Origin of the sequence: Ascidiimonas meishanensis (assembly GCF_037782385.1) — a bacterium.
GTDB classification, from domain to species: domain Bacteria; phylum Bacteroidota; class Bacteroidia; order Flavobacteriales; family Flavobacteriaceae; genus Ascidiimonas; species Ascidiimonas meishanensis.
The window spans coordinates 126,831-152,305 of the sequence record NZ_JBBEXD010000001.1; the positions used below are offsets into that span (position 1 = coordinate 126,831).

Below are 25,475 nucleotides of genomic sequence, written 5' to 3' on the forward strand. Positions count from 1 at the left end.
ATTTGTCCCGAAAAATCATAAAATATGACGCTCATTAAATCTATTTCCGGTATTAGAGGAACCATTGGCGGAAGTACTGGAAACAATTTAACCCCACTAGATGCGGTTAAGTTTGCTGCTGCTTACGGAAGTTGGCTAAAACAGCATTCTAACCATACTAAGCTCACCGTTGTTATTGGGCGTGATGCACGTATTTCAGGTCCTATGATTCAACAATTAGTAGTAGCTACTTTGGTTGGCTTAGGCATAGATGTAATAGATCTTGGATTATCTACGACACCTACAGTTGAAATTGCTGTACCCATGGAGGAGGCAAATGGTGGTATCATTCTTACAGCAAGTCACAATCCAAAACAATGGAATGCGTTAAAACTATTAAATGAAAAAGGGGAATTTTTAAGTGGTGATGATGGAGCTAAAATCTTGGAGATTGCTGAAAGAGAAGATTTTAATTTTGCTGAGGTAGATTCATTAGGAACCGTGGTTACTAATAACACGTATATTGACAAGCATATTGAACAAGTTTTAAATCTAGAGTTGGTAGATGCTCAAAAAGTGAAAACTGCTGGGTTTAAAGTAGTGGTAGATGGGGTTAATTCATCTGGAGGAATTGTTATTCCTTTGTTGCTAAAGAAGATGGGAGTAGAAGTAGTAGAGCTTTATTGCGAACCTAATGGCTATTTTCCTCATAATCCAGAACCTTTAAAAGAGCATCTCAAAGATATTTGTGATTTGGTAGTGAAGGAAAAAGCAGATTTAGGAATTGTTGTAGACCCTGATGTAGATCGTCTTGCTTTTATTTCAGAAAATGGAGAGATGTTTGGAGAAGAATATACTTTAGTTGCTTGTGCGGACTATGTTCTTGGTAAAAAAGGAGGGAATACCGTTAGTAATATGTCTTCTTCCAGAGCTTTAAGAGATATTACTCATAAATATAATGGAGCGTATGAAGCAAGTGCCGTAGGCGAGGTTAATGTAGTAACCCTCATGAAAAAGAACGAAGCTATTATTGGAGGTGAAGGTAATGGAGGTATTATTTATCCAGAACTCCATTATGGGAGAGATGCATTGGTTGGTGTAGCCTTATTTTTAACCTATCTGGCCGAAAAAAATATTTCAGTTCAGGCATTGCGTAACTCGTACCCTTCTTACTTTATGAGTAAGAAAAAAATAGCCCTTACTCCTAAAATTAATGTTGATGCTATTTTACAACAAATAGAAGCCCGTTATAAGAATGAAGATGTTTTGAATATTGACGGCATAAAAATAAATTTTGCTGAAAGTTGGGTTCACCTTAGAAAATCCAATACTGAGCCTATTATTCGTATTTATACAGAGGCAAAAGATCAGCAAACTGCAGATTTGTTAGCAGATAGGTTTATTGATGAAATCTCTAAAATTGCAGGGATCTAAGGCTTCTTTTTACGCACAATACCATGATGGAGATCTTCAGGCGCTTTATTCATATGTTTAAAACGCTTGTGTGTCCAAAGGTAAAATTCCGGTTTTGCTTTAATTTGCTCTTCTAGCATATCGGTAAAAATATCGGTAATCTGATAATCTGGAAAATCTTTTGGTTGTTCAGCGATGAGTTTAAACGTAGTCTCATAATATCCCCGTTTTACCTTTTGAATATCTAAAAAAATCACTGCACAATCCGTTTCTTTGGCCATATACTCAGCACCGGTAAAAACAGGTACGGTTACTCCCATAAATGTACGCCAGTATCTTGCCCTTTTAGGGCTGGGAGATTGATCGCTAGCAAAACCATACATACTAAGCATTCCCTGTTCTTTATGCTTTTTTATCTCTTTTATTGCGGTATATCTTGAAAGTAAAAAGGCTTCATGCCGCATTCTGATTTTTTTTACGAGTTTATCAAAATATTTATTAGCAAGAGGGGTATAAATGGCAAAGCCCTTATGCTTCACTCTATAACCTAGTGATACCATCCATTCATAACTTGCATAATGGCCACAGACCAGAATTACATTTCGTTCTTCCTTTTCAAAACGCTCTATTAAATCCATATTAACGAATTTAAACCGTTTTTGAATTTCTTTTTTAGAAATAGTAAGTGACTTGATCATTTCCAAGAAGAGATCGCACATATGACTGTAAAACTTCTTTTCAATTTCAAATAATTCCTTTGGTGATCTATCAGGAAATGATAGCTCTAGGTTTTTACGAACAATCTTCCTGCGATATCCAATTATTCTAAAAACTATAAAGCATACGCCATCAGAAACTAAATAAAACAAAGGAAAAGGTAGAATAGAAATAAACCACAAAAGTGGATATGCTAGCATATAAATAAGAAACTGCATTCCAGAAATAATTTGGTCAAATATAGCTATATTTGAAATGAAACCTTAAAAGATCATCATGAATTTAGCGATTGTCACAATTGCCATTATTGCTTCAAACGTACTTATTTCCATTAAAGGATTTAATGACTTTTCATTCTTTGAAAAGTATAAATTTCATATTGGGAGTATTCGTAGAGGAGAGCAGATTAGAATGTTTACATCTGGATTTTTGCACGTAGATATTACCCATTTATTGTTTAATATGCTTACCCTTTATTTTTTTGCGGATGTAGTGATCGCAAATTTTGGAGAACCTAAATTTTTAGCAATCTATGTTATTAGCTTAATCGCAGGGAGTCTTTTGGCATTGTTTTTTCATAAAGATGAGTATCATTATAGTGCCGTAGGCGCCAGTGGTGCGGTAACAGGAATTTTATACGCGGCCATTTTATTAAGACCCGATATGAAATTATTTCTGTTCTTTGTACCCATTCCAATTCCTGCCTATATTTTTGGAATCGGATATTTGTTATACTCTATTTATGGAATGAAAAGTAGAATAGGTAATATTGGGCATACAGCACATTTTGGAGGCGCTATTGGAGGATATCTTACTACACTATTTTTTTTACCAATGCTATTAACAACAGAGACTTTAATGGTGGTTCTTCTCGCTATACCCATTATTATTCTTTTTATTCTTGAAAAATCAGGAAAGCTATGAATGAAAGTCATATATTAATAAAAACCTTAACCTTGATGATTCCATAAATTATGAAAAAAATATTTATTATAGCCATAACACTTTTTAGTATGAATCTAAATGCACAAGCAACACCTCCAACACCAACTATTTCAGTTACCGGGGAAGGAATTATTACTATAATTCCAGATGAAGCACGCATTCGCGTAAGTGTAGAAAATAAGGGTAAGGAAGCCGCTGCAGTAAAGGGTAAAAATGATGAAGCTATAGATCAAGTACTTAAATATTGTAAATCTTTAAAAATTGAAGCAAAAGACATCCAAACGGAGCGTATTAATCTTAATAAAAATTATGATTATCAACTAAAAAAGTATAATTACGTAGCCAACCAATCTTTAACTATTAAATTAAAAGATCTGGAAAAGTATGAGAAATTAATGCAGGGGCTATTGAATTCTGGAATTAACAGGGTTGATAATGTAGTTTTTAAGTCTTCTAAATCTATAAGTCTTGAGGCTGAAGCGCGTAAAAAAGCGATGTTAAATGCAAAAACCAAAGCATTAGAATATGCTTCTGCGGTTGATCAAAAGATAGGGCGTGCAATTTATATTTCAGAAGCAAACAGCACTCCTCAACCACCTTTGCCCATGTACAGAACTGCAATGTCTCTTGAAAGCACTAACAGTGTTGCCAATAGAGAAACGATTGCTCCCGGACAATTAGAAATTATTAGTAAGATTAATGTAGTATTTGAGCTTAAGTAATAAATTAATGTGAGTTCGATATAAACTCTATAAAATATAATTCCAAAATTTCCACACTATTTTAATCTAACAATCTTATTTTTAGATTATTATTTTCATTTTTTTTACTCGCACAGGGGCGAACGTAAAGAAAACAGCTAGTAGTTTTTTTAGTGAAGCAGCCAGGCGGCGTGGGGAAATAAAAGAATCCCGAAGGAAGCCGGGAGCGCTTTTAGTTCTTTTTAGATCGAACTCAGGTATAAATAATTAATTATATTCTGTTATTGTATAAAAAAGGGGTGTCTTTTATAAAAACACCCCTTTTTTAAATTTTCAAATAGCTTTATATCTTTTTAACTTCCCGATAACAATTCTGCTACTTTAGCATCAAGTGCATCACCTCTTAAGTTTTTTGCGACAATTTTACCTTCTTTATCAAGAATGTAAGTAGAAGGAACCTCTCTTATATTATACATTCGTGCAATAGGATCTTGCCAGAATTTTAGATTTGAAACATGCTGCCATGACAATGAATCAGCCTGAATTGCCTTTTTCCAGTCATCGGCGTTTTTATCCAAAGAAACTCCAATAATATTGAGTCCTTGATCGTGATACTTATGGTACATTTTTACCACTCTTGGGTTTTCAATTCTACATGGTTTACACCAAGAGGCCCAAAAATCAATAATCGTCACCTTTCCTTTTGCTTCAGTCAAAGTAAGCTGCGTACCTTCTGGTGTAGGTCCTGTAAAATCAGGAGCAATTGAACCTATGCTTGTTTTAGTGAACTCATCTAGCTTACTAGAAATATTCTTTCCAACTCTAGTTGCTTTTAGTTCTTCGCTTAGAGGCTCAAAAAGTTCTTTTATCTCTTCGGTCGTTTTACTACCCATAAAAAGCATTCTTTCCATAATTAAAGCAGACATGAAAGACTCTGGGTTTTCTTTGATGAATTCAGTCTCAAAATCCTGAGCTTCTAACATTAATTCTTCATACGTTTCTTTAAGCGTATTTATAGTAACCGTATCGCCCGATTTAGAAGCTGCGGCAAATTCATCACGAACCGAATTGATTTTATTTCCAATAATTTTAGATTGGGTAAGAAAATCATTGAAATCTTCATTTGCAGGTGAACCTCCTAAAATAGATTTCGTAATACTATCTTTATAAGCAATTACATTTATTTTACCCGGTTCTGCGATATATCCTAAATTCCCTTTTACACCATCAATAAAAACATAATGTAATTCTGGAGATGCTGAAAAACCAGAAATCACAAACTTACCATCCTTTACCTCTGTGCTGTCAAGTGTAACCGGAAGATTCTGTTCGTCGGATTTTTTTATGTATACTTTTTTACCGTCTTCAACACCTTCTATTTCTACTGTTAAACGATATTCATTTTCTTTCAATCTGTCGCATGAAATCATAGCAGTGAGAGCTACAAAAAGTATTCCTATCTTTTTCATTTTTATTTTAAATTTGTGAGCGGCAAAGTTAACTAATTGGATGATAAACTCATAAGTTTTAACAAAAAGTAAAGAGCCACTAAAATAGTGACTCCTTGATATGTTATACATGAAGATTTTAAAATTGATATCGTATCCCAATAGCCAAATCAAAATCAAAGTCGTCTGTATAGTTACTAAATCCAATTTCGGGCCTAAGATCAAGAGATATAATCAACGGAATTTCAAAATCATACTCTATTCCTATGTTACCTGCTACAAATCCAAAGAATTCACTATCTAAATCTCTGGTAAGAGCATTGTTATCATCTGGATCTATATTTCCAAACCCACCACCAGCACCTACATACCAATGGAAATTACCATCTAACAAAAATACCCATTGGTAGAGTCCTGTAAGTCTAAATGCATTATAATCGCTTGCATCCCTCCATCCAAGACCAAATTCTAATCGGTTGTTACCAGATAGTGCCCTTTGATAAGATATTTCAGCTCCAAAACCATCGCTGTCACCTAGACGAAGACCTAGCGCATTTTCAGAAAACAATTGTGATGAAGCACTAATTACAAATAAGAAAATTAAAGAAATTGATAAAATTATTTTTTTCATAGTTTATGAATTTAAGAGATACAAAAATAACGCTCCTTAGCGGTTTTAATTACTATTTTTACCAAAAAAAGTTAAATGTCTGCCAAAGAGCTATTTAAAAGTTTTTCAAAAAAAGTAAAAGGAGAGCTATATATTGACGAGCTCCATAAGACTCTTTATGCAACAGACGCATCGGTATATAGGCAAAAACCATTGGGGGTTTTCTATCCACAAAATGCTACAGACATTCAAAAAGTTGTTGAATTTTCAGCGACCAATAATATCTCTTTAATACCAAGAACTGCTGGAACTTCCCTTGCTGGGCAGTGTGTTGGAAAAGGTCTGGTTGTAGATGTATCCAAACACCTTACTCAAATCTTTGAAATCAACACTAAAGAAAAAACTGCTACTGTTGCCCCCGGTGTTATAAGAGATGAATTAAATTTATATTTGGAGTCTTATGGTTTGTTTTTTGGTCCAAACACCTCTACTTCAAACCGTTGCATGATTGGCGGCATGGTTGGTAATAATTCTAGTGGCACTACCTCAATTCAATATGGTGTTACTCGAGATAAGGTATTAGAACTTCATACGATTCTTAGTGATGGGTCTGAAGCAATTTTTAAATCTCTTACCAAAGAAGAATTTACTGCTAAATGCAAGGAAAAATCACTTGAAGGAAATATTTATAAAACAATTAAGGAACAACTATCACCTCCTCATATTAAAGAACAGGTAGCAACAAATTTTCCAAAACCTGAAATACATCGTAGAAATACTGGCTATGCCATAGATGCACTTTTAGAAATGGCACCGTTTAGTGAAAATGGAGATCATTTCAATTTATGCAAACTACTTACTGGAAGCGAAGGAACACTTGCTTTTACTACAAAAATTAAAATCAAGCTAGATCCATTACCTCCAAAACATAGAGTAATGATAGTGGCTCATTTTGACAGTATTAAGAAAGCTTGTGAAGCAGTAAAACCCTCTATGAGGCATTCCCTTTCTACTTGCGAACTTATGGACAAGGTGATTCTTGATTGTACCAAAAATAACAAGTCTCAATTGCCTAACCGATTTTTTATTCAAGGAGACCCAGAAGCCATTTTAATGCTTGAGCTACAAGATAAAAATCTGGAAAATCTGGAAAAGAAAAGAAATGCGTTAGTAGCAACCCTTAAAAAAAGCAAATTGGCATATGCACATCCTACTCTTTATCATGAAGATATAGGGAAAGTTTTAGAACTGCGTAAAGCAGGACTTGGCTTGCTTGGTAATATTGTAGGTGATAAAAAAGCAGTAGCATGTATTGAAGACACCTCAGTTACCATAGATGACCTGGCGCCTTATATAGAAGACTTTTCTCAGCTTATGGCGGCTTACAAACAAAAAGCGGTTTATTATGCACATGCAGGAGCAGGGGAACTCCATTTACGACCTATTTTAGATCTTAAAAAACAAGAAGAGGTTAAGTTGTTTAGGGCAATAACAACAGATGTTGCTAAACTGGTAAAAAAATATAATGGCTCCTTAAGTGGAGAACATGGTGATGGTATTGTGAGAGGGGAGTTTGTTGAAATGATGATTGGGGCTGAAAACTATCAAATATTAAAAGAAATAAAAGCAGCATTTGACCCACAAAATATTTTTAATCCGGGAAAAATTGTGGACGCGCCTCCAATGGATCTCAATCTGCGTTATCAGCCAGATAGAAAGGAACCAGAGATTCACACACTCCTAGATTTTACAGATTCTTTAGGAATCCTAAGAGCTGCGGAAAAGTGTAACGGTAGTGGTGACTGTAGAAAAACTCACATTGCTAAAGGTACTATGTGCCCCAGTTATCACGCTACAAAGAATGAAAAAGATACTACCAGAGCCCGGGCTAATGCATTACGCGATATCTTAACCCATTCCACCAAACAAAATAAATTTAATCATAAAGAGCTCAAAGACGTATTTGATTTATGTTTGAGTTGTAAAGCTTGTAGTAGTGAGTGTCCTAGCAACGTAGATATTGCGACTTTAAAAGCGGAGTTCTTATATCAATATCAGCAAACAAACGGAACATCTCTGCGAGATAAAAGTTTTGCTTATAATACCCAATTAAATGCTATCGCAGCGAAATTTCCACTAATTTCAAATACAATCTTCTCTGGTTTTACTGGAAATATATTGAAAAAGGCGCTTGGCATAGCTCCAGAAAGATCAATCCCAAAAGTTGCTAAAGTAGATTTTGAAAAGCATGCATTGGCTTATCGCTCTCCTAAACCTTTAAGATCTATTATTTTGTATATTGACGAATTTACAAGGTATTTGGATACTGATTTAGGTAAAGATGCTATTGAGGTTTTCTCAAAATTGGGATATCTAGTGAAAATTTTTTATGCCGAAAGTGGACGAACATTTATTTCAAAAGGATTCTTAAAACATGCCAAAGTAATAGCCAACTCAAATATAAATGAACTGAAATCTCTGGTAAGCAAAGACTGCCCATTGATTGGTCTAGAGCCCTCTGCCCTTCTTTCATTTCGTGATGAGTATCCACGTTTGGTTCATGATAAAGAGGCTGCAGTTTTAGTGGCTGAAAATAGCTTTTTGGTAGAAGAATTTATAAGTAATGAAATTCTAAAGGGGTTTATTACAAAAACTCAGTTCAAAAAAGAAGCAAAACACATAAAAATTCACAGCCATTGTCATCAAAAAGCCTTGTCTAATCAAAAATGTACTTTTGAGATGTTAAACCTTCCCGAGAACTATCAAGTATCTATTATTACATCTGGTTGTTGTGGAATGGCGGGGTCTTTTGGATATGAAAAAGAACATTATGAGGTGAGCATGCAAGTTGGCGAACTCAAATTATTTCCTGCTATCCGAAAGTCAAGTAAAGAAGTACTTATAGCAGCAAATGGTACCAGTTGTAGGCATCAAATCTTTGATGGCACAAGCCGAAATGCACTTCATCCAATTTCCATTTTTAAGCAAGCACTACTATAAAATGAAATTGAAAAAGAATTTATTAAAAAGGTTTTCCGGTTATTGTTATTGCGGCTAATAATTCTTTACAATTAAGTTCCTTTAACTCTTTATCAGAATAAAAAGGACTTAGTTTGTCTTCGTTAAAATGATATAGGTTCCATCTTTTGTTATGATATTCCAAAGCAGTTAAATTTTCTACCCAGTCACCACTGTTCAAATATAAACAGATACCATTTTTATTTACCTTTCTGATCATTTCTGGTTGATGAATATGACCACAAATCACATATTTGTATCCCTGTTTAATAGCTAAATCTGAAACTACTTTTTCAAAATTGTTGATGTGTTTCACCGCTTTTTTTACCCCGCTTTTTATCCTTTTAGATATAGAATATTTTTCCTTTCCAAGTCTTTGAAGTACCCAATTGATTAATCTATTGATAAGAATTAATAAATCATAGCCCCAGCCTCCTAATTTAGCGATCCATTTGGCGTGTTGAATAGAAGCATCAAAAACATCTCCATGAAATATCCATGCTTTTTTACCATCTAATTCTAGTATCAACTTATCTAATACATGTATGTTTCCCATACTTATATCACTAAATTTTCGGAGCATTTCATCATGGTTGCCAGTAATATAGAAAACCTCAGTTCCTTTAGTAGAGAGATCAATGATTTTTTTAACTACTTGAAGATGACTCTTAGGGAAATAACTTTTTCTAAATTGCCAAACATCAATTATATCGCCATTGAGCACTAATTTTTTGGGTTCAATACTATTTAGGTAAGACAATAATTCACCTGCATGACATCCGTAGGTTCCCAGATGGACATCTGATATGACAACTGTATCTAACTTTCTTTTTCTCAACCCAATATTACTTTTTACAAAGAAAGATTTTTGTTGTTATTCAACTATTATTTGATAATTATGAATACATAAGAAGAACGTTAAATAATTGTCAACTAATTATATCAATATTAAGTTATTATTATCTGGTTTTAATTTTTGTTTCTCTGATATAAAATTTACTTTTGCTACAAAGCATCAACACTATGGCCGGAAACTCTTTCGGAAACTTATTTAAGCTCACAACTTTTGGAGAATCACACGGTAAAGGAATTGGCGGCATTATAGATGGTTGCCCAGCAGGTATCACTTTAAATCTTGAAGCCATACAGCAAGAACTGGACAGAAGAAAACCAGGACAGTCTGCCATTGTTACGCAACGAAAAGAAAGTGATACTGTGCAATTTTTAAGTGGTGTTTTTGAAGGTAAAACTACTGGAACTCCTATTGGATTTGTGATTTTTAATGAAGATCAAAAGTCAAAAGATTATTCACATATTAAAGATAGTTATAGGCCTAGTCATGCAGATTACGTTTATGATCAGAAATATGGATTTCGAGATTATCGAGGAGGTGGCAGAAGTTCGGCACGTGAAACTGCAAGTAGGGTAGTAGCAGGCGCTATTGCAAAACAACTACTTTCAAATATCAAAATAAATGCATACGTTTCGGCTGTTGGTGAGATCAAGATGAATACACCTTACAACGAGCTGGACTTTGCAAAAACAGAATCTAATAGCGTGCGTTGTCCTGACATTACTATTGCTCAGGAAATGGAGACCTACATAAAACAGATCAAAAAACAAGGTGATACCGTTGGCGGAATAATTAGCTGCGTAATTACTGGGGTACCTGTAGGTCTTGGGGAACCTGTTTTTGACAAGTTACATGCAGAATTGGGCAAAGCAATGCTTTCTATTAATGCCGTAAAGGGATTTGAATATGGCAGCGGATTTGAATCTGCTAAAATGAAAGGAAGTGATCACAACGATCAATTTAATTCAGATGGTTCTACCAAAACCAATTATTCAGGTGGAGTGCAAGGTGGTATTAGTAATGGGATGGATATCTATTTTAATGTAGCCTTTAAACCAGTTGCTACCCTTATTCAAAAACAAATAACTATTAATAATAAAGGAGAGGAAGTAGAAATGCAAGGTAAAGGGAGACACGATCCTTGCGTAGTTCCAAGAGCCGTGCCAATAGTTGAGGCTATGGCTGCGCTTGTTTTAGCAGATTATTTCCTCCTTAACCGAACCAATAAAATCTAAACTTCATGAAAAAACTCGCATTACATTGGCAAATACTATTGGGTATGTTAGTAGGTGTCTTATTTGCCTTAGGAATGACGCAGTTTTCGTGGGGACCTAAATTTGTAACCGATTGGATCAAGCCTTTTGGAAATATATTTATCAATTCTCTTAAACTTATTGCAGTTCCTTTAATTCTGGCGTCCCTAATTAAAGGGGTCTCTGATTTAAAAGATATCTCTAAACTCTCAAAAATGGGAGGTAGAACAATTGGCACCTATATAGTAACTACTATAATTGCAGTCTCAATAGGCCTAACTGTAGTAAATGTTGTTAAACCCGGAACTTCTATATCTGAGGAAACAAGAAATGAACTTATGGAAAATTATAGCGGAGATGCCTCTGCTAGAATCTCTCAGGCAGAGAAACAAAAAGAAGCGGGTCCCTTGCAGGCCCTAGAAGATTTAGTTCCAGGAAATATTTTTAAAGCAGCCACAGACAATGGTAAAATGCTTCAAGTAATATTCTTCGCAATCTTTTTTGGTATCGGTCTCATATTGATTCCAGAAGAAAAAGCAAAACCAGTGAAAAGTTTTTTTGACGGGTTTAATGAAGTCATTCTAAAATTGATAGATCTTATTATGTTAGCTGCTCCTTATGGAGTATTTGCGCTTCTCGCATCTCTTATAGTGGAAGCTCCTAGCGCAGATCTTTTTGTAGCTCTTTTATGGTATGCCATCTGTGTTGTTTTAGGACTAGCCCTTATGATGGGGGTTTACACTCTTATTGTATGGATCTTCACCAAGAAATCACCCGCTTTTTTCTGGAAAGGAATTGTTCCTGCACAATTACTCGCTTTTTCTACAAGTTCAAGTGCAGCTACCTTACCAGTAACCATGGAGAGAGTAGAAGAACACTTAGGGGTAGATGATGAGGTGACCAGTTTTGTGCTACCTATTGGTGCTACCATAAATATGGATGGAACCAGTCTTTATCAGGCTGTAGCAGCCGTTTTTATTGCACAAGCTTTTGGTATGGATCTGAGCTTTAGCACTCAATTAGGTATTATTGCAACTGCTACCTTAGCTTCTATTGGATCTGCTGCCGTACCTGGGGCTGGTATGGTGATGCTCGTTATTGTTTTGGCACAAGCAGGAATACCCGAGGCAGGACTTGCTCTTATTTTTGCCGTTGACAGACCCCTAGATATGTGCCGAACTACGGTAAATGTTACCGGAGATGCTTCTGTTTCTATGCTGGTGGCTAAATCTATAGGTAAATTACGAGACCCACATGTTCGCAATTGGGATGATAATTATCCATCCGGATCCTAACTATGTCTGCTCAAGCAACATATCCGAATCTTTTTAAGATTGATGCACAAATAGAAAAAATCTTAAAAGGGGTGGAGCTTTTACCGTATCTCAATCCTATCAATGCAGAAACAGAAAAGCGTAAATTTTTTCAATCTAAATATACTAAAGATCCTAAGTTTGCATATACCAAGATTAAATTTAACGCATTTAACACGCAAAGACGTTTATTTGCTATTGAACTTGACAGAATAGAGGAAATAGAAATACGTAAATTTTATGAGGAAGTAATTTATTTTTATTCTTCCCAAGTTGATGCGATTAATCATATAGGTAACAATAACAAATTCTATTACAATAGCCTAAAACTTTTTGGTACTCCGAAGGATAAAGATGTTGAAAATGCGAAGTTTATTCTTCATTTTGAAGATGATGAACTTACAGAAAACGCAATAAAAAAGTATACAGCAAATGATGCTCAAATGTTCTTTGAGGATTTTTCTAAAAATTACGATTTTAAATTTACCGTAGAACAGTCTGTTAAAATAGCTTCTGAAGCTATGGTTAAAAACAGATCTAAAGTTCTATTGTTAAAGAAAAATGCGCTTTTTAGTCAAAATAAACTTAATATTCTTGCGCATCATGAGATTGGCGTTCATCTACTTACTTCATATAATGCACAGGCTCAAAATTTACATATTTTTTCTAACGGCTTCCCTAGAAATGTAGAAACTCAAGAAGGTTTGGCTGTTTTTAGTGAATTTATGAGCGGTTCTCTTTCCATTAAGAGACTTAAAACTCTGGCTTATAGAGTGATTGCAGTAGATAGTTTACGCAAAGGATATAATTTTGTGAATACTTTTGATCTATTGCATAATACCCATAAGCTAAACATTGAAGATGCTTTTATAATTAGCATGCGTGTGCACCGCGGAGGCGGATTTACCAAAGATTATTTATACCTCACAGGACTTAAAAAAGTCTACGATTATTACCATTCTGGAAAGGAATTAAACGTTCTCTTAACTGGAAAAGTGAATTTAGAACATCAAAGCGTTATTGAAAAATTGTTAAATTTAGGGCTGGCTAAAGAGGCTGCTTATTTTAATCATGCCTTTTTAAAAAATAACAATACCAATAATACCCTTGATTTTATTTTAAAAAACTTAAAGTAACCAGCATGAACTGGTGGCTCGCCATACTCATCTTTCTAATAATTTATAGTGCACTTAATATCGTAGTATATTTTTTGCAGGAACGACTTATTTTTAAACCTGAAAAATTGCCTTCCGATTTTGAGTATCAATACCAGAATCAAATTTTTGAAGAATACAATATAGAAGTTGATGAAAATATAAATATTAATGGAGTTCACTTCAAGGTGAAAAACCCTAAGGGAATCGTACTCTATTTAAAAGGCAATTCTAGAAGTATTAAAGGTTGGGGTAAATTTGCCATAGATTTTACCAGATATGGTTTTGACGTTTTGATGATTGATTATAGAGGCTTTGGAAAAAGTACAGGAATTAGAACAGAAGAGGGGATTAAAAAGGACCTTCAATTTGTGTATGATGAACTCAAGAAGCAAGTAGATGAAAAGTATATTCTTCTCTACGGGAGATCTTTAGGCTCTGGATTTGCAGCTAAATTAGCATCGGTAAATAATCCTAGAATGCTCATTCTTGATGCTCCTTATTACAGCGTAAGACATGTAGCCAAGCGATTTTTACCCATTATGCCAATGACCTTCATTTTGCGTTTTCCGGTAAAGACCTATCGTTGGATTGAATATGTAAAATGTCCCATTAAAATTATTCATGGCACCAGTGACAAATTAATACCTTTTAAATCCAGTATTAAGTTATCTAAAATAAATGCTGAAAACACACGACTATATCCTGTAATAGGTGGAGGACATAATAATTTACATACTTTTCCTCAGTATCATAGATTTTTGGAAGAAATTTTACATTCTAAACTGCCCAAAACAATTGACCCAAGTACTTCTAGTCTTAATTTTAGGAGAAAAAAAAGATAATTATTTAAATAACCCCTCATGTTAAATTACTTTCAACAAAAACTCATATTTAAAAGCACAAAACTTGAAAATTCACACATTTTTGATTTTAAACAGCCTTTTGAGGAGATTCATTTGAAAGCAACAGATGGGGCCCTGCTTCATGGAGTACATTTCAAAATTCAAAATCCAAAAGGCATTGTACTCTATCTTCATGGAAATGCCAGAAGCATGGATTATTGGGGGCATTGGGGAGAGCAACTAGCAAGCGCTTATCAGCGTGATGTGGTGGTGATGGATTATAGAGGCTATGGGAAGAGCAGGGGAGTGCGCGATCATAAAGCCATGTTAGAAGACACCCGGTTATTTTATGACTATTGTGAAACGCTTTTTCCTGAGCATAAAATTGTGGTTTTTGGAAGATCTCTAGGGGGTGCTTTTGCATCCTATATTAGTAGACAAAAAGATCCGGGACTGCTGATTATAGAATCCAGTTTTACCACATTGGCAGCTGTGGTGAAAAATATGTTTCAATATTTACCTGTTGCAACCTTACTAAAATACCCATTTCAAAGTGAAGAGAACATTAAGCATATTCGTGCAAGGAGCTACTTTATTCATGGCACGGAAGATCGCATTGTTCCTTATGAGTTAGGGCAAGAATTATATGCGCTCTCTGGGAGTAATCATAAAGAATTTTTCACTATTGAAGGGGGATTTCATAATAATTTGAGAGAATACAACACATACTTTAAAGCATTGGAGACTATTTTTAATCAAGTCTAATACCCTTCTAAAAATTTTGACTTTAGCGCTGGAGTAGGAATCATACAACTCTCTTTTTTCCCAAACCATTTATAGCGATTTTTAGCAATTAATTTATAAATACCATCTCTTACGCCTTCAGGTAAAATATACTCAAAAGGCTTTAAAAGAATCCATATTCCACCAAATTCTTTCGCAATTTCTAAAGCTGCCGTTGATCTGGTGTAATAAGCTACTCCAGGATCTACCAAAATAATGGAATCTATTTTTTCAGTGTCAATATTTCTTTCTTCTATAAGTTTTTTGCCGATTTTACTTTGTAAAGCTGCAAATCTAAAAACATCTTTGCGGTCTCGTTTTATGATATAAAGCACGGCTCCATTACATAAATTGCAAACTCCATCAAAAAGAATAATTTTTTTATCCTGCGGCACCTCTTTCATAATTTAAGATTTTGCGGCTTCTACCAATTCTAGCTGATTCAATTTAACATTTGTAGTAAAAATACCATAATTAACAATAGCCTTGTCTTTTTCTATCACATCAATACTTCCCACTGCTTTACCGTCATTCATTCTCACTCTATCGCCCACCTTAAGTATCGGTCTTGGTTTTATTTGTTCTTTTACCTTTTGAAGTGTTTTCTCTTTCTTTTTTTTCTGTCTAATCACTTCAACCTTTTTCTCCACCTCTTTGGCTACTTCCTGCTTTTTCTCTTTTTCTGCTTTTTGTTGTTTGGCCGTTTTTTTCTTTCGCTTACTGTTTTCGGTTTCAACAATTCTTAAAAACTCTGAAATTAAGGGACGCTTTTTTTTGTCTGAAAAATATTTTTCCGAGATATCATTAATTTTATTTCCTAACACTACCATCCGTTGGTTATGATCAAATAATTGCTGATAACTTTCAAGTTTTGTTTTGGTTTTTGCGTTCAATACTTCCAATCTTTTTGCTTCCTCTCTGGCTTTTTCTTCCTCTGATTTTAAGGCAGAAGAGGTTTTTTCCATTTTATTTCGTTCTTTCTGTAATTTGGCAATGGTTGCATCAAATCTAACCTTTCCGCGTTCAATCTTCTTCTTAGCTCTATTAATTAGGCTGTATGGAATTCCGTTTTTCTGAGCAACTTCAAAAGTAAAGGAACTTCCTGCATCTCCAAGGATGAGTTTAAATACGGGTTCTAATGTCCTATTATTAAACATCATATTTGCATTGGTAGCATGGGGAAGCTCATTTGCTAACATTTTTAAATTGGCATAATGAGTAGTAATAATTCCAAAAGCATTCCTATTGTAAAATTCTTCTAAAAATGCTTCCGCGAGAGCCCCACCCAATTCAGGATCACTTCCTGTGCCAAATTCGTCAATAAGAAAAAGCGTTTTTTCATTGCATTTTCTAAGGAAGTAATTCATGTTTTTCAATCTATAACTATACGTGCTTAAATGGTTTTCTATAGATTGATTATCTCCAATATCTGTTAAAATATTATGAAACAAACACACTTTGCTTCTTGGGTGCACAGGTATTAACATACCGCTTTGAAGCATTAATTGAAGAAGCCCCACTGTTTTTAATGTAATACTCTTTCCACCCGCATTGGGTCCGGAAATTACAATAATCCTATTATTGGGGTGTAGCTCAATAGATTGAGGCCAAGTTTTTTCTTTTTTTAGCTTATTGGTAAGAAATAGCAGCGGATGGTAAGCCTCTTTGAGGAACAACTCCCTATTATCCGAGATTTCTGGTAAAGTAGCATTCATTTCGTCTGCATACTTAGCTTTTGCTGCTATCATATCAATTTCCGTGAGAAATTCCTGATAGGTTATCAATAATGGTTTAAAGGGTCTTAAAAAATCGGTTAATACCCGTAAAATGCGAATTACTTCTTCTCTTTCCTCAAATTCAAGCTCGCTCAGTTCTCTTGAATATTGTAACGTAACCTCCGGTTCAATATAGACAATGCTTCCGGTTTTTGAACTTCCCATCATTGCACCCTTCACCTTTCTACGATGCATTGCTTTTACTGCAAGTACACGGCGGTTATCAACAACACTTTCGCGAATATCGTCTAAAAAACCTGATGCGTGGTATCTGCTTAAAGCGCTACCAAAGCTTTGGTTAATTTTAGATTTTATCCCTACCATAGATCTTCTAATAGTTAATAATGCATTACTTGCATTATCCTTAATCTCACCAAATTTATCCACAACACTTTCAATTTCCTGAATAATTGCTTTGGTATATTCAATTTTAACGGCCGCTTCATGGAGCGAAGGATAGTAATCTTTAAACTTTTGATAAAATTTAATATGTAAATTAACGGTCGCAGAAAGCGCAGCAATTTTTCGAAAACCACTAATCTCGATTTGTGTATTTTCAATACTTAATAACTGTAGCTCTTTAGAGATTCCTTCAAAACCATGATTGGGAATCTGATTGTTATTGGTAAAAGAAGATAAATACTCGTGGGTACGTTTCAACGAAGTTAGTAGTACTTCCTTTTCTTTATAAGGAGTTAACTCCAATACCGCTGTCTTACCCATTTCTGTATTGCAGCGAATGGATAAATGATTAAGTACGGTGGCATACTCCAGGTCTTGTAAGCTTTTCTGAGGTATATTGTTCATTGCAATTTTATATGCTACATTTGAGCAGTGCAAAAATAATGCTTTTTAAATGAACGTAACAATTCACCAAAGCTGGAAATCAAGACTCCAACACGAATTTGAAAAACCATATTTTCATTCGTTAACAGAATTTGTTAGCGCAGAATACAAACAACATACTTGTTACCCAAAGGGTTCTAATATCTTTGCCGCTTTTGATTATTGTGCATTTGAAAACACTAGGGTTGTTATTATTGGCCAAGATCCATATCACGGCGTAGGACAGGCAAACGGATTATGCTTTTCAGTTCATTCAGGAGTACCGCATCCTCCCTCTCTAATCAATATTTTCAAAGAGCTTGAAAACGACCTTGCGCTTCCGTATCCTAAAAGTGGAGATTTAGAAAGATGGGCAAAACAAGGCGTATTATTGCTCAATGCTACGCTAACAGTTAGAGCTCATCAAGCAGGTAGCCACCAAAATAAAGGCTGGGAAAAATTTACGGACACCGTGATTGAAACCATATCACAAGAGAGACAAGGCGTTGTCTTTTTATTATGGGGCGGATATGCAAAGAAAAAAGGAGCTATTGTAAATAAGCAAAAACATCATGTACTTACTTCGGGGCATCCTTCACCATTAAGTGCAAATAGAGGTTATTGGTTTGGAAATAAACACTTTAGTAAATGTAATGAATTACTAGCAGAACAAAACCAAGCACCCATAAAATGGTAAAAAAAATAGTGTAGCCCCTTGAAGGTAACTACACCATTTTGTATAAGTACATTGATTAATAGCAAGGTAAATCTAGTGAAAACCTCATAGGTAGATCAAAATATTCGATGAACTAATTCATTTTTCGGTTAACGGCATTTTTAAAGTTATTTTAGCACTTTTTACGGCAATGCCATAAGTATTTTACGGGAATTTTCCTTTTTTTCAAGTAGGTTTAGATTAATTAGTTGGTTTTGTACCACCTCTAGCGTTGCTTCCGGTAATTGTGATTGTCCCCATTTTGTAAGGGATAACCATGTTTTTACGTCTTCTAGTTTTTGTTCATAGCGATTAGCTATGGTTCTGTCTATACTTGGAATTTGTTTAAAATCTTTGGTATAGTTGTTAATAATTTCCAGTATATGTTTAGCAATGGAGGAATGGTTTTCAAGAAATGCATCAGAAATTGCAATCACAAAACAAGGCCATGGAGTAGGGCAATCGCCCACTCTTCTAAAAATTCCATTATCAACCAAAGGCTTGGTAGTGAATCTTTCCCATAAAAAGTAATCAGCCGCTCCATTAGTTAAGGCATCTATACCTCCTTGCAAATTATTTACTATTTCAAACTTCAATTGGTCCAGATTCCAGCCCTGAGAACTGGCGTTTACATAAGACATTAAATGACTCCCACTACCAAAACGACTAATTGCAGCTTTGCTATTTTCTAAATCTGAAATTGTCTGAAAATCAGAATTAGCGGCAACATGTACTCCCCAAATAAGAGGAGATTCTACATAGGTCTGAATAATTTTAGAAGGATTTCCTGCTGCGATATCTTTTACAATTCCTTCCGTTAGAATAATAGCTAAATCGGTTTCATTGTTACGCAGCATAGTACACATTCGTCCTGTTCCTTCGGGTACCTCCGTCCACTCCAATTGAATACCACGCTCATGGAAAGCACCTTCTTCAATGGCCATATGCCATGGCAAATTAAAATGTTCTGGAACACCAGCTATACGAACTTTTATCATATAAGAATTTTTAAAACAACTATTTGAATTGGTTTTAAAGATAGGTAATTAGGCCGTATTGAGATATAAGTGCTTTGCTATTTATATTAGATTTTTTTGAATATTAATTAGTTTTTTAAATTTTCATATCCCTGATTTTAAGTTAAATAAATAATTTAACTTAAAGTACAAATTTAATAAATAATATAGTCTTTGAAAACACTCTTTATTTGTCTTATAGAAACTTTAAGCTCAAAAAGCGGCTCTCGATTTGAAAAACAAGATCGCTAAAAACAAAACGTTCTAAAATGAATTGATTGTTAACAATTAAGAAAATGCAAGCCGGTCTAAAACAAATTTAATAAGGCGATCCATAGAAACCTCCCCATTAGAAGAAAAAGTTCTATTAGGGCGGTTGGCAAGAATACAATTTAGAGAAACCGCATGATGCCCTAAAAGCAATGCTAAACCATAAATTCCGGCTGTTTCCATTTCTAAGTTTGTGATCTGTAATCCCTGATAGTTAAAAGAAGTTAGTTTTTCATTTAAAAGGGGATCTTGAACTTCAAGTCGCAGTTTTCTAGATTGCGGGCCATAAAAGCCTACAGCGGTAGCAGTAAACCCTTCATGTACATTTTTATGTTTAAAAATGCTTGCAAGTATAGGGGAACAAATGACTACGTAAGGTTCAGATTTTTTATAAAACCAACTGGTATGTTTTTTAATAGCTTCCTGAATATTAGTGTTTTGTATTTTTTCACTATCGTAAAAATGTAATAAACCATCAAAACCTACTGCATATGAGCTCAGAAGAAAATCATCCACTTTTATTTCCGGTTGCAAAGAGCCACTTGTGCCAATTCTAATGATATTTAAAGAGGTGCATTTTTCTTTAACTTCACGCGTGTTAAAATCAATATTCACCAAAGCATCCAACTCGTTAAGTACAATATCTATATTATCTGTACCTATTCCAGTAGAAATAACGGTTAATTTCTTTTTTTTGTAAAAACCCGTATGCGTTACAAATTCGCGTTTTTGCTTTTTAAGAATTACTTCATCAAATTGATTTGACACTTTAGAGACTCTTTCCGGATCTCCCACAACTATAATAGTTGTGGCGATGTCTTCAGGGAATAAGTTTAGATGGTAAATACTACCATCCTTATTGAGAATAAACTCAGATTCAGGAATACGCATTCTACATTATAACTTTAATAATCCACCTGTAGGCTCATTAAAAAGAAAGTCATATTTAGCCGCTCCGCCAAGATAACTTTCTGTGTTTCTAATGATAGGGTAGAAGTTATTTGATTTTTGAAGAAGCTCTTTTGCCAATTTTTTTAAAGTCACGGGTTTCATAGATCTGAACAATGGTTTTAGTTCCTTAATGATCTGAATAAACTGTAAATCTCCAAAACCATAAATACCTTGATTTTCAAGTGCAAGTTTCACCAATTCTTCTTGAGATTTTGGCTTATGCGTAGCGGCAAGATCTAATACGATATTTTCTAATTCGTTAAGACCATTACCTACGGAAGGGAATCGCCTTAGGTGCGCTTCTATGGCATCTGGAAGATATTTAAACGTAGATGAACTAAACTGCGCAGAGCTTTGCATCCGTATAGGGTTTTCTTCGCAATATAAATGCCAAATATAATCAGCAAACTCTATATCGTCTTGAGATAAAGCTATGCGATTATGATACATCTCATTTAATTTGTCTTCTGATAATTCGGCTAAACCATATAATTTACCAGAACTGTCTTCCTTACCACTGCAAATAAGTGAAATAGAAGTTTGGTTCCTGTATTTTTTTAACCAACTTATAACAGCTATCATATTGATTTGGCAAAACAAATCATATTCAAACCAAAGAACAATTTCATCATGCATTTTATAATTACAAAGAGATCTATATTCTTTGAGAGTACGATCAATAAAACTCCGTTTGGTTACTTTGTATACTTTATTAAAGAAATCAAAGCGAACTTTCCAGAATTTCTCACTACCTACTTCGGTAATGGTTCTTCCTTCACACAACATCTCACGCCATGTAATCAGATCACCCTTTATATCGAATTCTTTGAGCTTGGAGGTGAAATTATCTCCATTTGTGATGTGAAGTACTTTGCTCATTTTGCTGAAATAATTGGTTAGGTAAGTTAAATTTAAACATTTAAACGGATAAATAATATGTTTAACCGTTAAATTTATCCACCAACCCGTTTTACATTGTAGGATAATGCCTTTAAGATTTCAATGATCCTATTTCGGTAATCTCCTTGAATAATGATTTCGCCTTCTTTTACACTACCTCCAACACCAAGTTTTGTTTTTAGTGTTTTTCCTAAAGATTTCAAGTCTTCATGAGAACCCACAAAGCCTTTGATAACGGTTACTGTCTTGCCTCCGCGACCTTTATTACTAAAGTGCGCTTCAAGGTGTTGTTGAGATGCAGAAGGAGTTTCCTCTTCACTTTCAATAGCTTCAGGTTTAAAATCATCATTTGTTGAAAACACAAAACCTCCAAGAGATTCTAAACTATTTAATTTTTTCTTACTCATTTCCCTATTTTTTTATCAACCCAAGTTCTATAAGCCTTTCGTGCAAAAAGTCACCTGCTGTAATATCTTCAAATTGTTTGGGATGTGATTCATCCACACAACTCTCCAGACAATCTAACGGCATGCTACTTACCGGATGCATGAAAAAAGGAATGGAATAACGCGATTTACCCCAGAGTTCTCTAGGCGGATTAACTACTTGATGAATGGTAGATTTTAATCGGTTATTTGTGTGTCTGGAAAGCATATCGCCCACATTAATCATTAATTCATCAGGAGCCGCTATCGCATCTATCCACTCTCCTTGATGATTTTGTACCTGGAGTCCGCGACCTTGTGCCCCCATTAGTAATGTAATTAGATTAATATCTCCATGAGCCGCTGCACGAACTGCGTTTTTAGGTTCAGAAGTTATAGGGGGGTAGTGAATAGGTCTTAAGATGGAATTCCCATTTTTAATATACTTATCAAAATAAGTTTCTTCCAGATCTAAATAAAGAGCAAGAGCCCTTAATACGTATTTCGCAGTTTTTTCAAGCATTTTAAAAGTAGTTTTACCCACTTCATTAAAAGATGGAAGCTCTTCAACCTTCACATTGTCTGGATATTCTTTTGCCAATATTTCATCGTCTTCTACATATTGACCAAAATGCCAAAACTCTTTTAAATCGCCTTCTTTTTTTCCCTTTGCGTGTTCCTTCCCAAAAGAGGTATAGCCTCGCTGACCGCCAATGCCTTCAATTTCATATTTAGATTTAACTTCATCTGGAAGATCAAAAAACTTTTTTACTTCGTTATACAAATCAGACACTAATGAATCATCTAAAAAATGACCTTTTAGTGCTACAAATCCAATAGTTTCATAGGCATTACCAATTTCATTGACAAAACGCTCCTTGCGTTCTGAATCTTCACTTAAAAAATCATGCAAATTTACACTTGGTATCTTATTCATCTTTAAATTTTTCCATTAATATTAAGGCAATTCCACAACTAAGTTGTATAAATACAAAAATAATCATTTTGATTTTTAGATCATACTGGCTATAAATTATAATCGCACAACTTTAAGTTTTAATAACTTATTTCCCTAATTTTGATATACAAATTACTGGCATATGGCAGAGGCTGCTTTTCAACATACACTCAACTATTTTAAGGGAGATTTAACAGAGGAAAAACTTCTTTATCTCTATAAAATAATGCTCAAACCAAGAATGATAGAAGAAAAAATGTTGATTCTTCTGAGACAGGGTAAAATATCTAAATGGTTTAGCGGTATTGGACAGGAAGCCATAGCAGCTGGGGTGGCAGCAGCTCTAAATACCGAAGAGTATATTCTGCCTATGCATAGAAACCTAGGCGTTTTTACTACCCGAAACATTCCATTGCACCGGTTGTTTTCACAGTGGCAAGGAAAGGCAAATGGCTTTACAAAAGGAAGGGATAGAAGTTTTCATTTTGGCACCAAAGCTTATAAAATAGTGGGGATGATATCCCACTTAGGCCCCCAGTTAGGAGTAGCAGATGGAATAGCACTCGCACATAAAATTAGAGGAGAGAAAAAGGTATGTGCCGTATTTACGGGTGAAGGCGCTACTAGTGAAGGAGATTTTCATGAGGCGCTTAATGTAGCTGCTGTTTGGGATCTTCCTGTGCTATTTTGTATTGAAAATAATGGCTACGGACTTTCCACTCCTACATCTGAGCAATACCGATGCGAAAACCTTTCAGATAGAGGTATAGGATATGGTATAGAAGCTCATATAATTAATGGAAACCATATTTTAGAAGTGTATACTAAACTCAGTGAGTTGGCCGAAAGTGTTAGAAATAACCCAAGACCTATTTTAATTGAATTTCAAACATTTAGAATGCGCGGGCACGAAGAAGCAAGTGGCACTAAATATGTTCCTCAAAAATTAATGAATGAATGGGCACTTAAAGACCCTATTGATAATTACAGGCAATTTTTAAAAAAAGAAGGATTCTTAACCGAAGAAGAAGATAATGAAATTCAATTAAAAATAAGAGCCGAGATAGAAGCACATTTACAAAAATCATTTGAGGAACCCCCGATTGAATCTACTGAAAGTAATGAGTTAAGTGATGTTTTTCAAAAATTTGTTTATAAAGCAGTTAACCCTTTACCCTCAACAAGAAAAATACGTTTGGTAGACGCTATTTCTGAAGGACTCAAACAGTCCATGGAGCTACATGATAATATGATGCTTATGGGGCAAGATATTGCAGAATATGGTGGAGTTTTTAAAATTACAGAAGGGTTTGTTGATCTTTTTGGTAAAGCAAGAGTTAGAAATACTCCTATTTGTGAGTCCGCCATTATTTCAGCGGCGATGGGTCTTTCAATAAACGGAATGAAAGCGGTGGTGGAAATGCAATTTGCAGATTTTGTTTCTTCAGGATTTAACCCCATTGTTAATTACCTAGCTAAATCTCATTATCGTTGGGGTGAAAATGCAGATGTGGTTATCAGAATGCCTTGTGGAGCAGGTGTGCAGGCAGGTCCTTTTCATTCTCAAACCAATGAGGCCTGGTTTACCAAAACTCCAGGGCTAAAGGTAGTGTACCCAGCATTTCCATATGATGCTAAAGGCTTATTGGCAGCTGCTATTAATGATCCAAATCCGGTATTATTCTTTGAACATAAGGCTCTTTACCGCAGTAGCTATCAAGAAGTGCCAGCGTCTTATTACACGCTACCGTTAGGAGAAGCAACCATTTTAAGAGAGGGGAATGAGATTTCCATAATTACCTATGGAGCGGGTGTTCATTGGGCTTTAGAAATATTGGACAATAATACAGAAATAAAAGCTGATTTAATTGACTTAAGATGTCTTCAACCATTAGATATAGATAAAATATACCATTCGGTACAGAAAACGGGTAAAGTAATCATTTTGCAAGAAGATTCTCTTTTTGGCGGTATTGCAAGCGACCTTTCAGCACTTATTGGTGAACATTGCTTTGAATATTTAGATGCTCCTGTTAAAAGAGTGGCAAGTATTGAAACACCTATTCCTTTTGCTGGAAATCTTGAAGATTTATATTTACCTAGGGAACGATTTGAAAAAGAACTAAAAGCGTTACATACATATTAAAACCAGTATTACCTATTCTACTCAAAAGTACTTCTGAAGCTTACTTATATTACTTTGAATGCCTAGAAAGTCATGAACAGCAAATACCTATACATTATAATAATAAAAAATCAATGACCCCCTAACTTTAGGCCAAGTTTTACATTGACTAACATGGAATTTCATTGTTTTTTGCGGTAAAGTATATTATAAAGTGATAAATAATATGCATCACTCCTAATAAGAAAATGATGGGGCTATTTTATAGGTTATCAATGCCTTTAGCGCCTTTACTCATAGTTTTAAATCAAGTTGCTTAAATTAATCCAAACCAGATACAATATATTCACGAATTAGCGTTATTGTATTAAAGAATATTGAAAAAATGCCTCAAATTAAATTCAATTATTTCCTTTTGGTTTTATCTAAGAACAACCCATCCATTTTTAGGCATTTTATTTACTAAATATGAAAAATTAATTT

Annotated in this window: 22 protein-coding genes; 11 read left to right on the forward strand and 11 right to left on the reverse strand. The window is 34.6% G+C overall.

Annotation, left to right across the window (positions count from 1 at the left end; genetic code table 11):
• Positions 1-24: 24 nt before the first annotated feature.
• Positions 25-1,413: a phosphoglucosamine mutase gene (gene glmM / locus WBG07_RS00555; protein ID WP_340198525.1), complete on the forward strand. Its 1,389-nt coding sequence runs from the start codon at positions 25-27 to the stop codon at positions 1,411-1,413.
• On the opposite strand, the gene WBG07_RS00560 is transcribed toward glmM, so the two are convergent.
• Positions 1,410-2,327 (reverse strand): lysophospholipid acyltransferase family protein, encoded by a 918-nt coding sequence (locus tag WBG07_RS00560; protein ID WP_340198526.1) that lies wholly within the window; start codon positions 2,325-2,327, stop codon positions 1,410-1,412. The genes glmM and WBG07_RS00560 overlap by 4 nt on opposite strands.
• Positions 2,328-2,385: 58 nt before the next feature.
• Between WBG07_RS00560 and WBG07_RS00565 the strand changes: the two genes are divergently transcribed.
• Positions 2,386-3,033 (forward strand): rhomboid family intramembrane serine protease, encoded by a 648-nt coding sequence (locus WBG07_RS00565; RefSeq protein WP_340198527.1) that lies wholly within the window; start codon positions 2,386-2,388, stop codon positions 3,031-3,033.
• 50 nt (positions 3,034-3,083) lie between these two features.
• Positions 3,084-3,776, forward strand: a complete 693-nt coding sequence (locus WBG07_RS00570) for an SIMPL domain-containing protein (RefSeq protein ID WP_340198528.1) — start codon at positions 3,084-3,086, stop codon at positions 3,774-3,776.
• 332 nt (positions 3,777-4,108) lie between these two features.
• Here WBG07_RS00570 and WBG07_RS00575 read toward each other — a convergent pair whose 3' ends face one another.
• Positions 4,109-5,224, reverse strand: coding sequence for a redoxin domain-containing protein (locus WBG07_RS00575; protein WP_340198529.1), 1,116 nt, complete (start codon positions 5,222-5,224; stop codon positions 4,109-4,111).
• 118 nt (positions 5,225-5,342) lie between these two features.
• Complete coding sequence (locus tag WBG07_RS00580; RefSeq protein ID WP_340198530.1) at positions 5,343-5,834, reverse strand: hypothetical protein; 492 nt, start codon at positions 5,832-5,834, stop codon at positions 5,343-5,345.
• A gap of 75 nt (positions 5,835-5,909) precedes the next feature.
• On the opposite strand from WBG07_RS00580, the gene WBG07_RS00585 reads away from it, so the two are divergent.
• On the forward strand, positions 5,910-8,813 hold the full coding sequence (locus WBG07_RS00585; RefSeq protein WP_340198531.1) for an FAD-binding and (Fe-S)-binding domain-containing protein: 2,904 nt from the start codon (positions 5,910-5,912) through the stop codon (positions 8,811-8,813).
• A 22-nt stretch (positions 8,814-8,835) separates the two neighbouring features.
• On the opposite strand, the gene WBG07_RS00590 is transcribed toward WBG07_RS00585, so the two are convergent.
• On the reverse strand, positions 8,836-9,669 hold the full coding sequence (locus WBG07_RS00590; protein ID WP_340198532.1) for a UDP-2,3-diacylglucosamine diphosphatase: 834 nt from the start codon (positions 9,667-9,669) through the stop codon (positions 8,836-8,838).
• A 185-nt stretch (positions 9,670-9,854) separates the two neighbouring features.
• On the opposite strand from WBG07_RS00590, the gene aroC reads away from it, so the two are divergent.
• The 5 genes from aroC to WBG07_RS00615 are packed head-to-tail and all read left to right on the forward strand — an operon-like array spanning position 9,855 to position 15,014.
• The gene (aroC, locus tag WBG07_RS00595) at positions 9,855-10,919 is read left to right on the forward strand and encodes a chorismate synthase (RefSeq protein WP_340198533.1); all 1,065 of its coding nucleotides are present in this window, start codon (positions 9,855-9,857) and stop codon (positions 10,917-10,919) included.
• Positions 10,920-10,924: 5 nt separating this feature from the next.
• On the forward strand, positions 10,925-12,232 hold the full coding sequence (locus tag WBG07_RS00600; RefSeq protein WP_340198534.1) for a dicarboxylate/amino acid:cation symporter: 1,308 nt from the start codon (positions 10,925-10,927) through the stop codon (positions 12,230-12,232).
• 2 nt (positions 12,233-12,234) lie between these two features.
• Positions 12,235-13,386, forward strand: coding sequence for a flavohemoglobin expression-modulating QEGLA motif protein (locus WBG07_RS00605; protein WP_340198535.1), 1,152 nt, complete (start codon positions 12,235-12,237; stop codon positions 13,384-13,386).
• Between the two features lie 5 nt (positions 13,387-13,391).
• Complete coding sequence (locus WBG07_RS00610) at positions 13,392-14,249, forward strand: alpha/beta hydrolase (RefSeq protein ID WP_340198536.1); 858 nt, start codon at positions 13,392-13,394, stop codon at positions 14,247-14,249.
• An 18-nt stretch (positions 14,250-14,267) separates the two neighbouring features.
• A complete protein-coding gene (locus tag WBG07_RS00615) occupies positions 14,268-15,014 on the forward strand; it encodes an alpha/beta hydrolase (RefSeq protein ID WP_340198537.1) in 747 nt (248 codons plus the stop codon).
• Here the strand turns inward: WBG07_RS00615 and WBG07_RS00620 are convergent.
• Together WBG07_RS00620 and WBG07_RS00625 are read right to left on the reverse strand one after the other, a co-directional pair.
• A complete protein-coding gene (locus tag WBG07_RS00620) occupies positions 15,011-15,436 on the reverse strand; it encodes a thiol-disulfide oxidoreductase DCC family protein (RefSeq protein ID WP_340198538.1) in 426 nt (141 codons plus the stop codon). The two genes, WBG07_RS00615 and WBG07_RS00620, sit on opposite strands and share 4 nt — an antisense overlap.
• A 3-nt stretch (positions 15,437-15,439) precedes the next feature.
• Positions 15,440-17,614 (reverse strand): endonuclease MutS2, encoded by a 2,175-nt coding sequence (locus WBG07_RS00625; RefSeq protein WP_340198539.1) that lies wholly within the window; start codon positions 17,612-17,614, stop codon positions 15,440-15,442.
• A gap of 49 nt (positions 17,615-17,663) precedes the next feature.
• On the opposite strand from WBG07_RS00625, the gene WBG07_RS00630 reads away from it, so the two are divergent.
• Complete coding sequence (locus WBG07_RS00630; RefSeq protein ID WP_340198540.1) at positions 17,664-18,329, forward strand: uracil-DNA glycosylase; 666 nt, start codon at positions 17,664-17,666, stop codon at positions 18,327-18,329.
• Positions 18,330-18,490: 161 nt separating this feature from the next.
• Here the strand turns inward: WBG07_RS00630 and WBG07_RS00635 are convergent, their stop codons facing one another.
• From WBG07_RS00635 to WBG07_RS00655, 5 genes are all read right to left on the reverse strand, one after another.
• Entirely contained in the window at positions 18,491-19,345 is an 855-nt protein-coding gene (locus tag WBG07_RS00635; RefSeq protein ID WP_340198541.1) for a substrate-binding domain-containing protein, read from the reverse strand.
• A 306-nt stretch (positions 19,346-19,651) separates the two neighbouring features.
• Complete coding sequence (locus WBG07_RS00640; protein ID WP_340198542.1) at positions 19,652-20,524, reverse strand: nucleoside phosphorylase; 873 nt, start codon at positions 20,522-20,524, stop codon at positions 19,652-19,654.
• 6 nt (positions 20,525-20,530) lie between these two features.
• On the reverse strand, positions 20,531-21,463 hold the full coding sequence (locus tag WBG07_RS00645) for a DUF1835 domain-containing protein (RefSeq protein ID WP_340198543.1): 933 nt from the start codon (positions 21,461-21,463) through the stop codon (positions 20,531-20,533).
• A gap of 74 nt (positions 21,464-21,537) precedes the next feature.
• Positions 21,538-21,891 (reverse strand): translation initiation factor, encoded by a 354-nt coding sequence (locus WBG07_RS00650; protein ID WP_340198544.1) that lies wholly within the window; start codon positions 21,889-21,891, stop codon positions 21,538-21,540.
• A gap of 4 nt (positions 21,892-21,895) precedes the next feature.
• Positions 21,896-22,846, reverse strand: coding sequence for an isopenicillin N synthase family dioxygenase (locus tag WBG07_RS00655; protein WP_340198545.1), 951 nt, complete (start codon positions 22,844-22,846; stop codon positions 21,896-21,898).
• Between the two features lie 163 nt (positions 22,847-23,009).
• Between WBG07_RS00655 and WBG07_RS00660 the strand changes: the two genes are divergently transcribed.
• Positions 23,010-25,013, forward strand: a complete 2,004-nt coding sequence (locus WBG07_RS00660) for an alpha-ketoacid dehydrogenase subunit alpha/beta (RefSeq protein ID WP_340198546.1) — start codon at positions 23,010-23,012, stop codon at positions 25,011-25,013.
• The last annotated feature ends 462 nt before the right edge of the window (positions 25,014-25,475 follow it).

What these genes read in the sequence shown, in the direction of transcription:
- glmM (WP_340198525.1), top strand. Translation starts at nt 25, where the DNA reads ATGACGCTCATTAAATCTATTTCCGGTATTAGAGGAACCATTGGCGGA.
- WBG07_RS00560 (WP_340198526.1), bottom strand. Translation starts at nt 2,327, where the DNA reads ATGCAGTTTCTTATTTATATGCTAGCATATCCACTTTTGTGGTTTATT.
- WBG07_RS00565 (WP_340198527.1), top strand. Translation starts at nt 2,386, where the DNA reads ATGAATTTAGCGATTGTCACAATTGCCATTATTGCTTCAAACGTACTT.
- WBG07_RS00570 (WP_340198528.1), top strand. Translation starts at nt 3,084, where the DNA reads ATGAAAAAAATATTTATTATAGCCATAACACTTTTTAGTATGAATCTA.
- WBG07_RS00575 (WP_340198529.1), bottom strand. Translation starts at nt 5,224, where the DNA reads ATGAAAAAGATAGGAATACTTTTTGTAGCTCTCACTGCTATGATTTCA.
- WBG07_RS00580 (WP_340198530.1), bottom strand. Translation starts at nt 5,834, where the DNA reads ATGAAAAAAATAATTTTATCAATTTCTTTAATTTTCTTATTTGTAATT.
- WBG07_RS00585 (WP_340198531.1), top strand. Translation starts at nt 5,910, where the DNA reads ATGTCTGCCAAAGAGCTATTTAAAAGTTTTTCAAAAAAAGTAAAAGGA.
- aroC (WP_340198533.1), top strand. Translation starts at nt 9,855, where the DNA reads ATGGCCGGAAACTCTTTCGGAAACTTATTTAAGCTCACAACTTTTGGA.
- WBG07_RS00600 (WP_340198534.1), top strand. Translation starts at nt 10,925, where the DNA reads ATGAAAAAACTCGCATTACATTGGCAAATACTATTGGGTATGTTAGTA.
- WBG07_RS00605 (WP_340198535.1), top strand. Translation starts at nt 12,235, where the DNA reads ATGTCTGCTCAAGCAACATATCCGAATCTTTTTAAGATTGATGCACAA.
- WBG07_RS00610 (WP_340198536.1), top strand. Translation starts at nt 13,392, where the DNA reads ATGAACTGGTGGCTCGCCATACTCATCTTTCTAATAATTTATAGTGCA.
- WBG07_RS00615 (WP_340198537.1), top strand. Translation starts at nt 14,268, where the DNA reads ATGTTAAATTACTTTCAACAAAAACTCATATTTAAAAGCACAAAACTT.
- WBG07_RS00620 (WP_340198538.1), bottom strand. Translation starts at nt 15,436, where the DNA reads ATGAAAGAGGTGCCGCAGGATAAAAAAATTATTCTTTTTGATGGAGTT.
- WBG07_RS00625 (WP_340198539.1), bottom strand. Translation starts at nt 17,614, where the DNA reads ATGAACAATATACCTCAGAAAAGCTTACAAGACCTGGAGTATGCCACC.
- WBG07_RS00630 (WP_340198540.1), top strand. Translation starts at nt 17,664, where the DNA reads ATGAACGTAACAATTCACCAAAGCTGGAAATCAAGACTCCAACACGAA.
- WBG07_RS00635 (WP_340198541.1), bottom strand. Translation starts at nt 19,345, where the DNA reads ATGATAAAAGTTCGTATAGCTGGTGTTCCAGAACATTTTAATTTGCCA.
- WBG07_RS00640 (WP_340198542.1), bottom strand. Translation starts at nt 20,524, where the DNA reads ATGCGTATTCCTGAATCTGAGTTTATTCTCAATAAGGATGGTAGTATT.
- WBG07_RS00645 (WP_340198543.1), bottom strand. Translation starts at nt 21,463, where the DNA reads ATGAGCAAAGTACTTCACATCACAAATGGAGATAATTTCACCTCCAAG.
- WBG07_RS00650 (WP_340198544.1), bottom strand. Translation starts at nt 21,891, where the DNA reads ATGAGTAAGAAAAAATTAAATAGTTTAGAATCTCTTGGAGGTTTTGTG.
- WBG07_RS00655 (WP_340198545.1), bottom strand. Translation starts at nt 22,846, where the DNA reads ATGAATAAGATACCAAGTGTAAATTTGCATGATTTTTTAAGTGAAGAT.
- WBG07_RS00660 (WP_340198546.1), top strand. Translation starts at nt 23,010, where the DNA reads ATGGCAGAGGCTGCTTTTCAACATACACTCAACTATTTTAAGGGAGAT.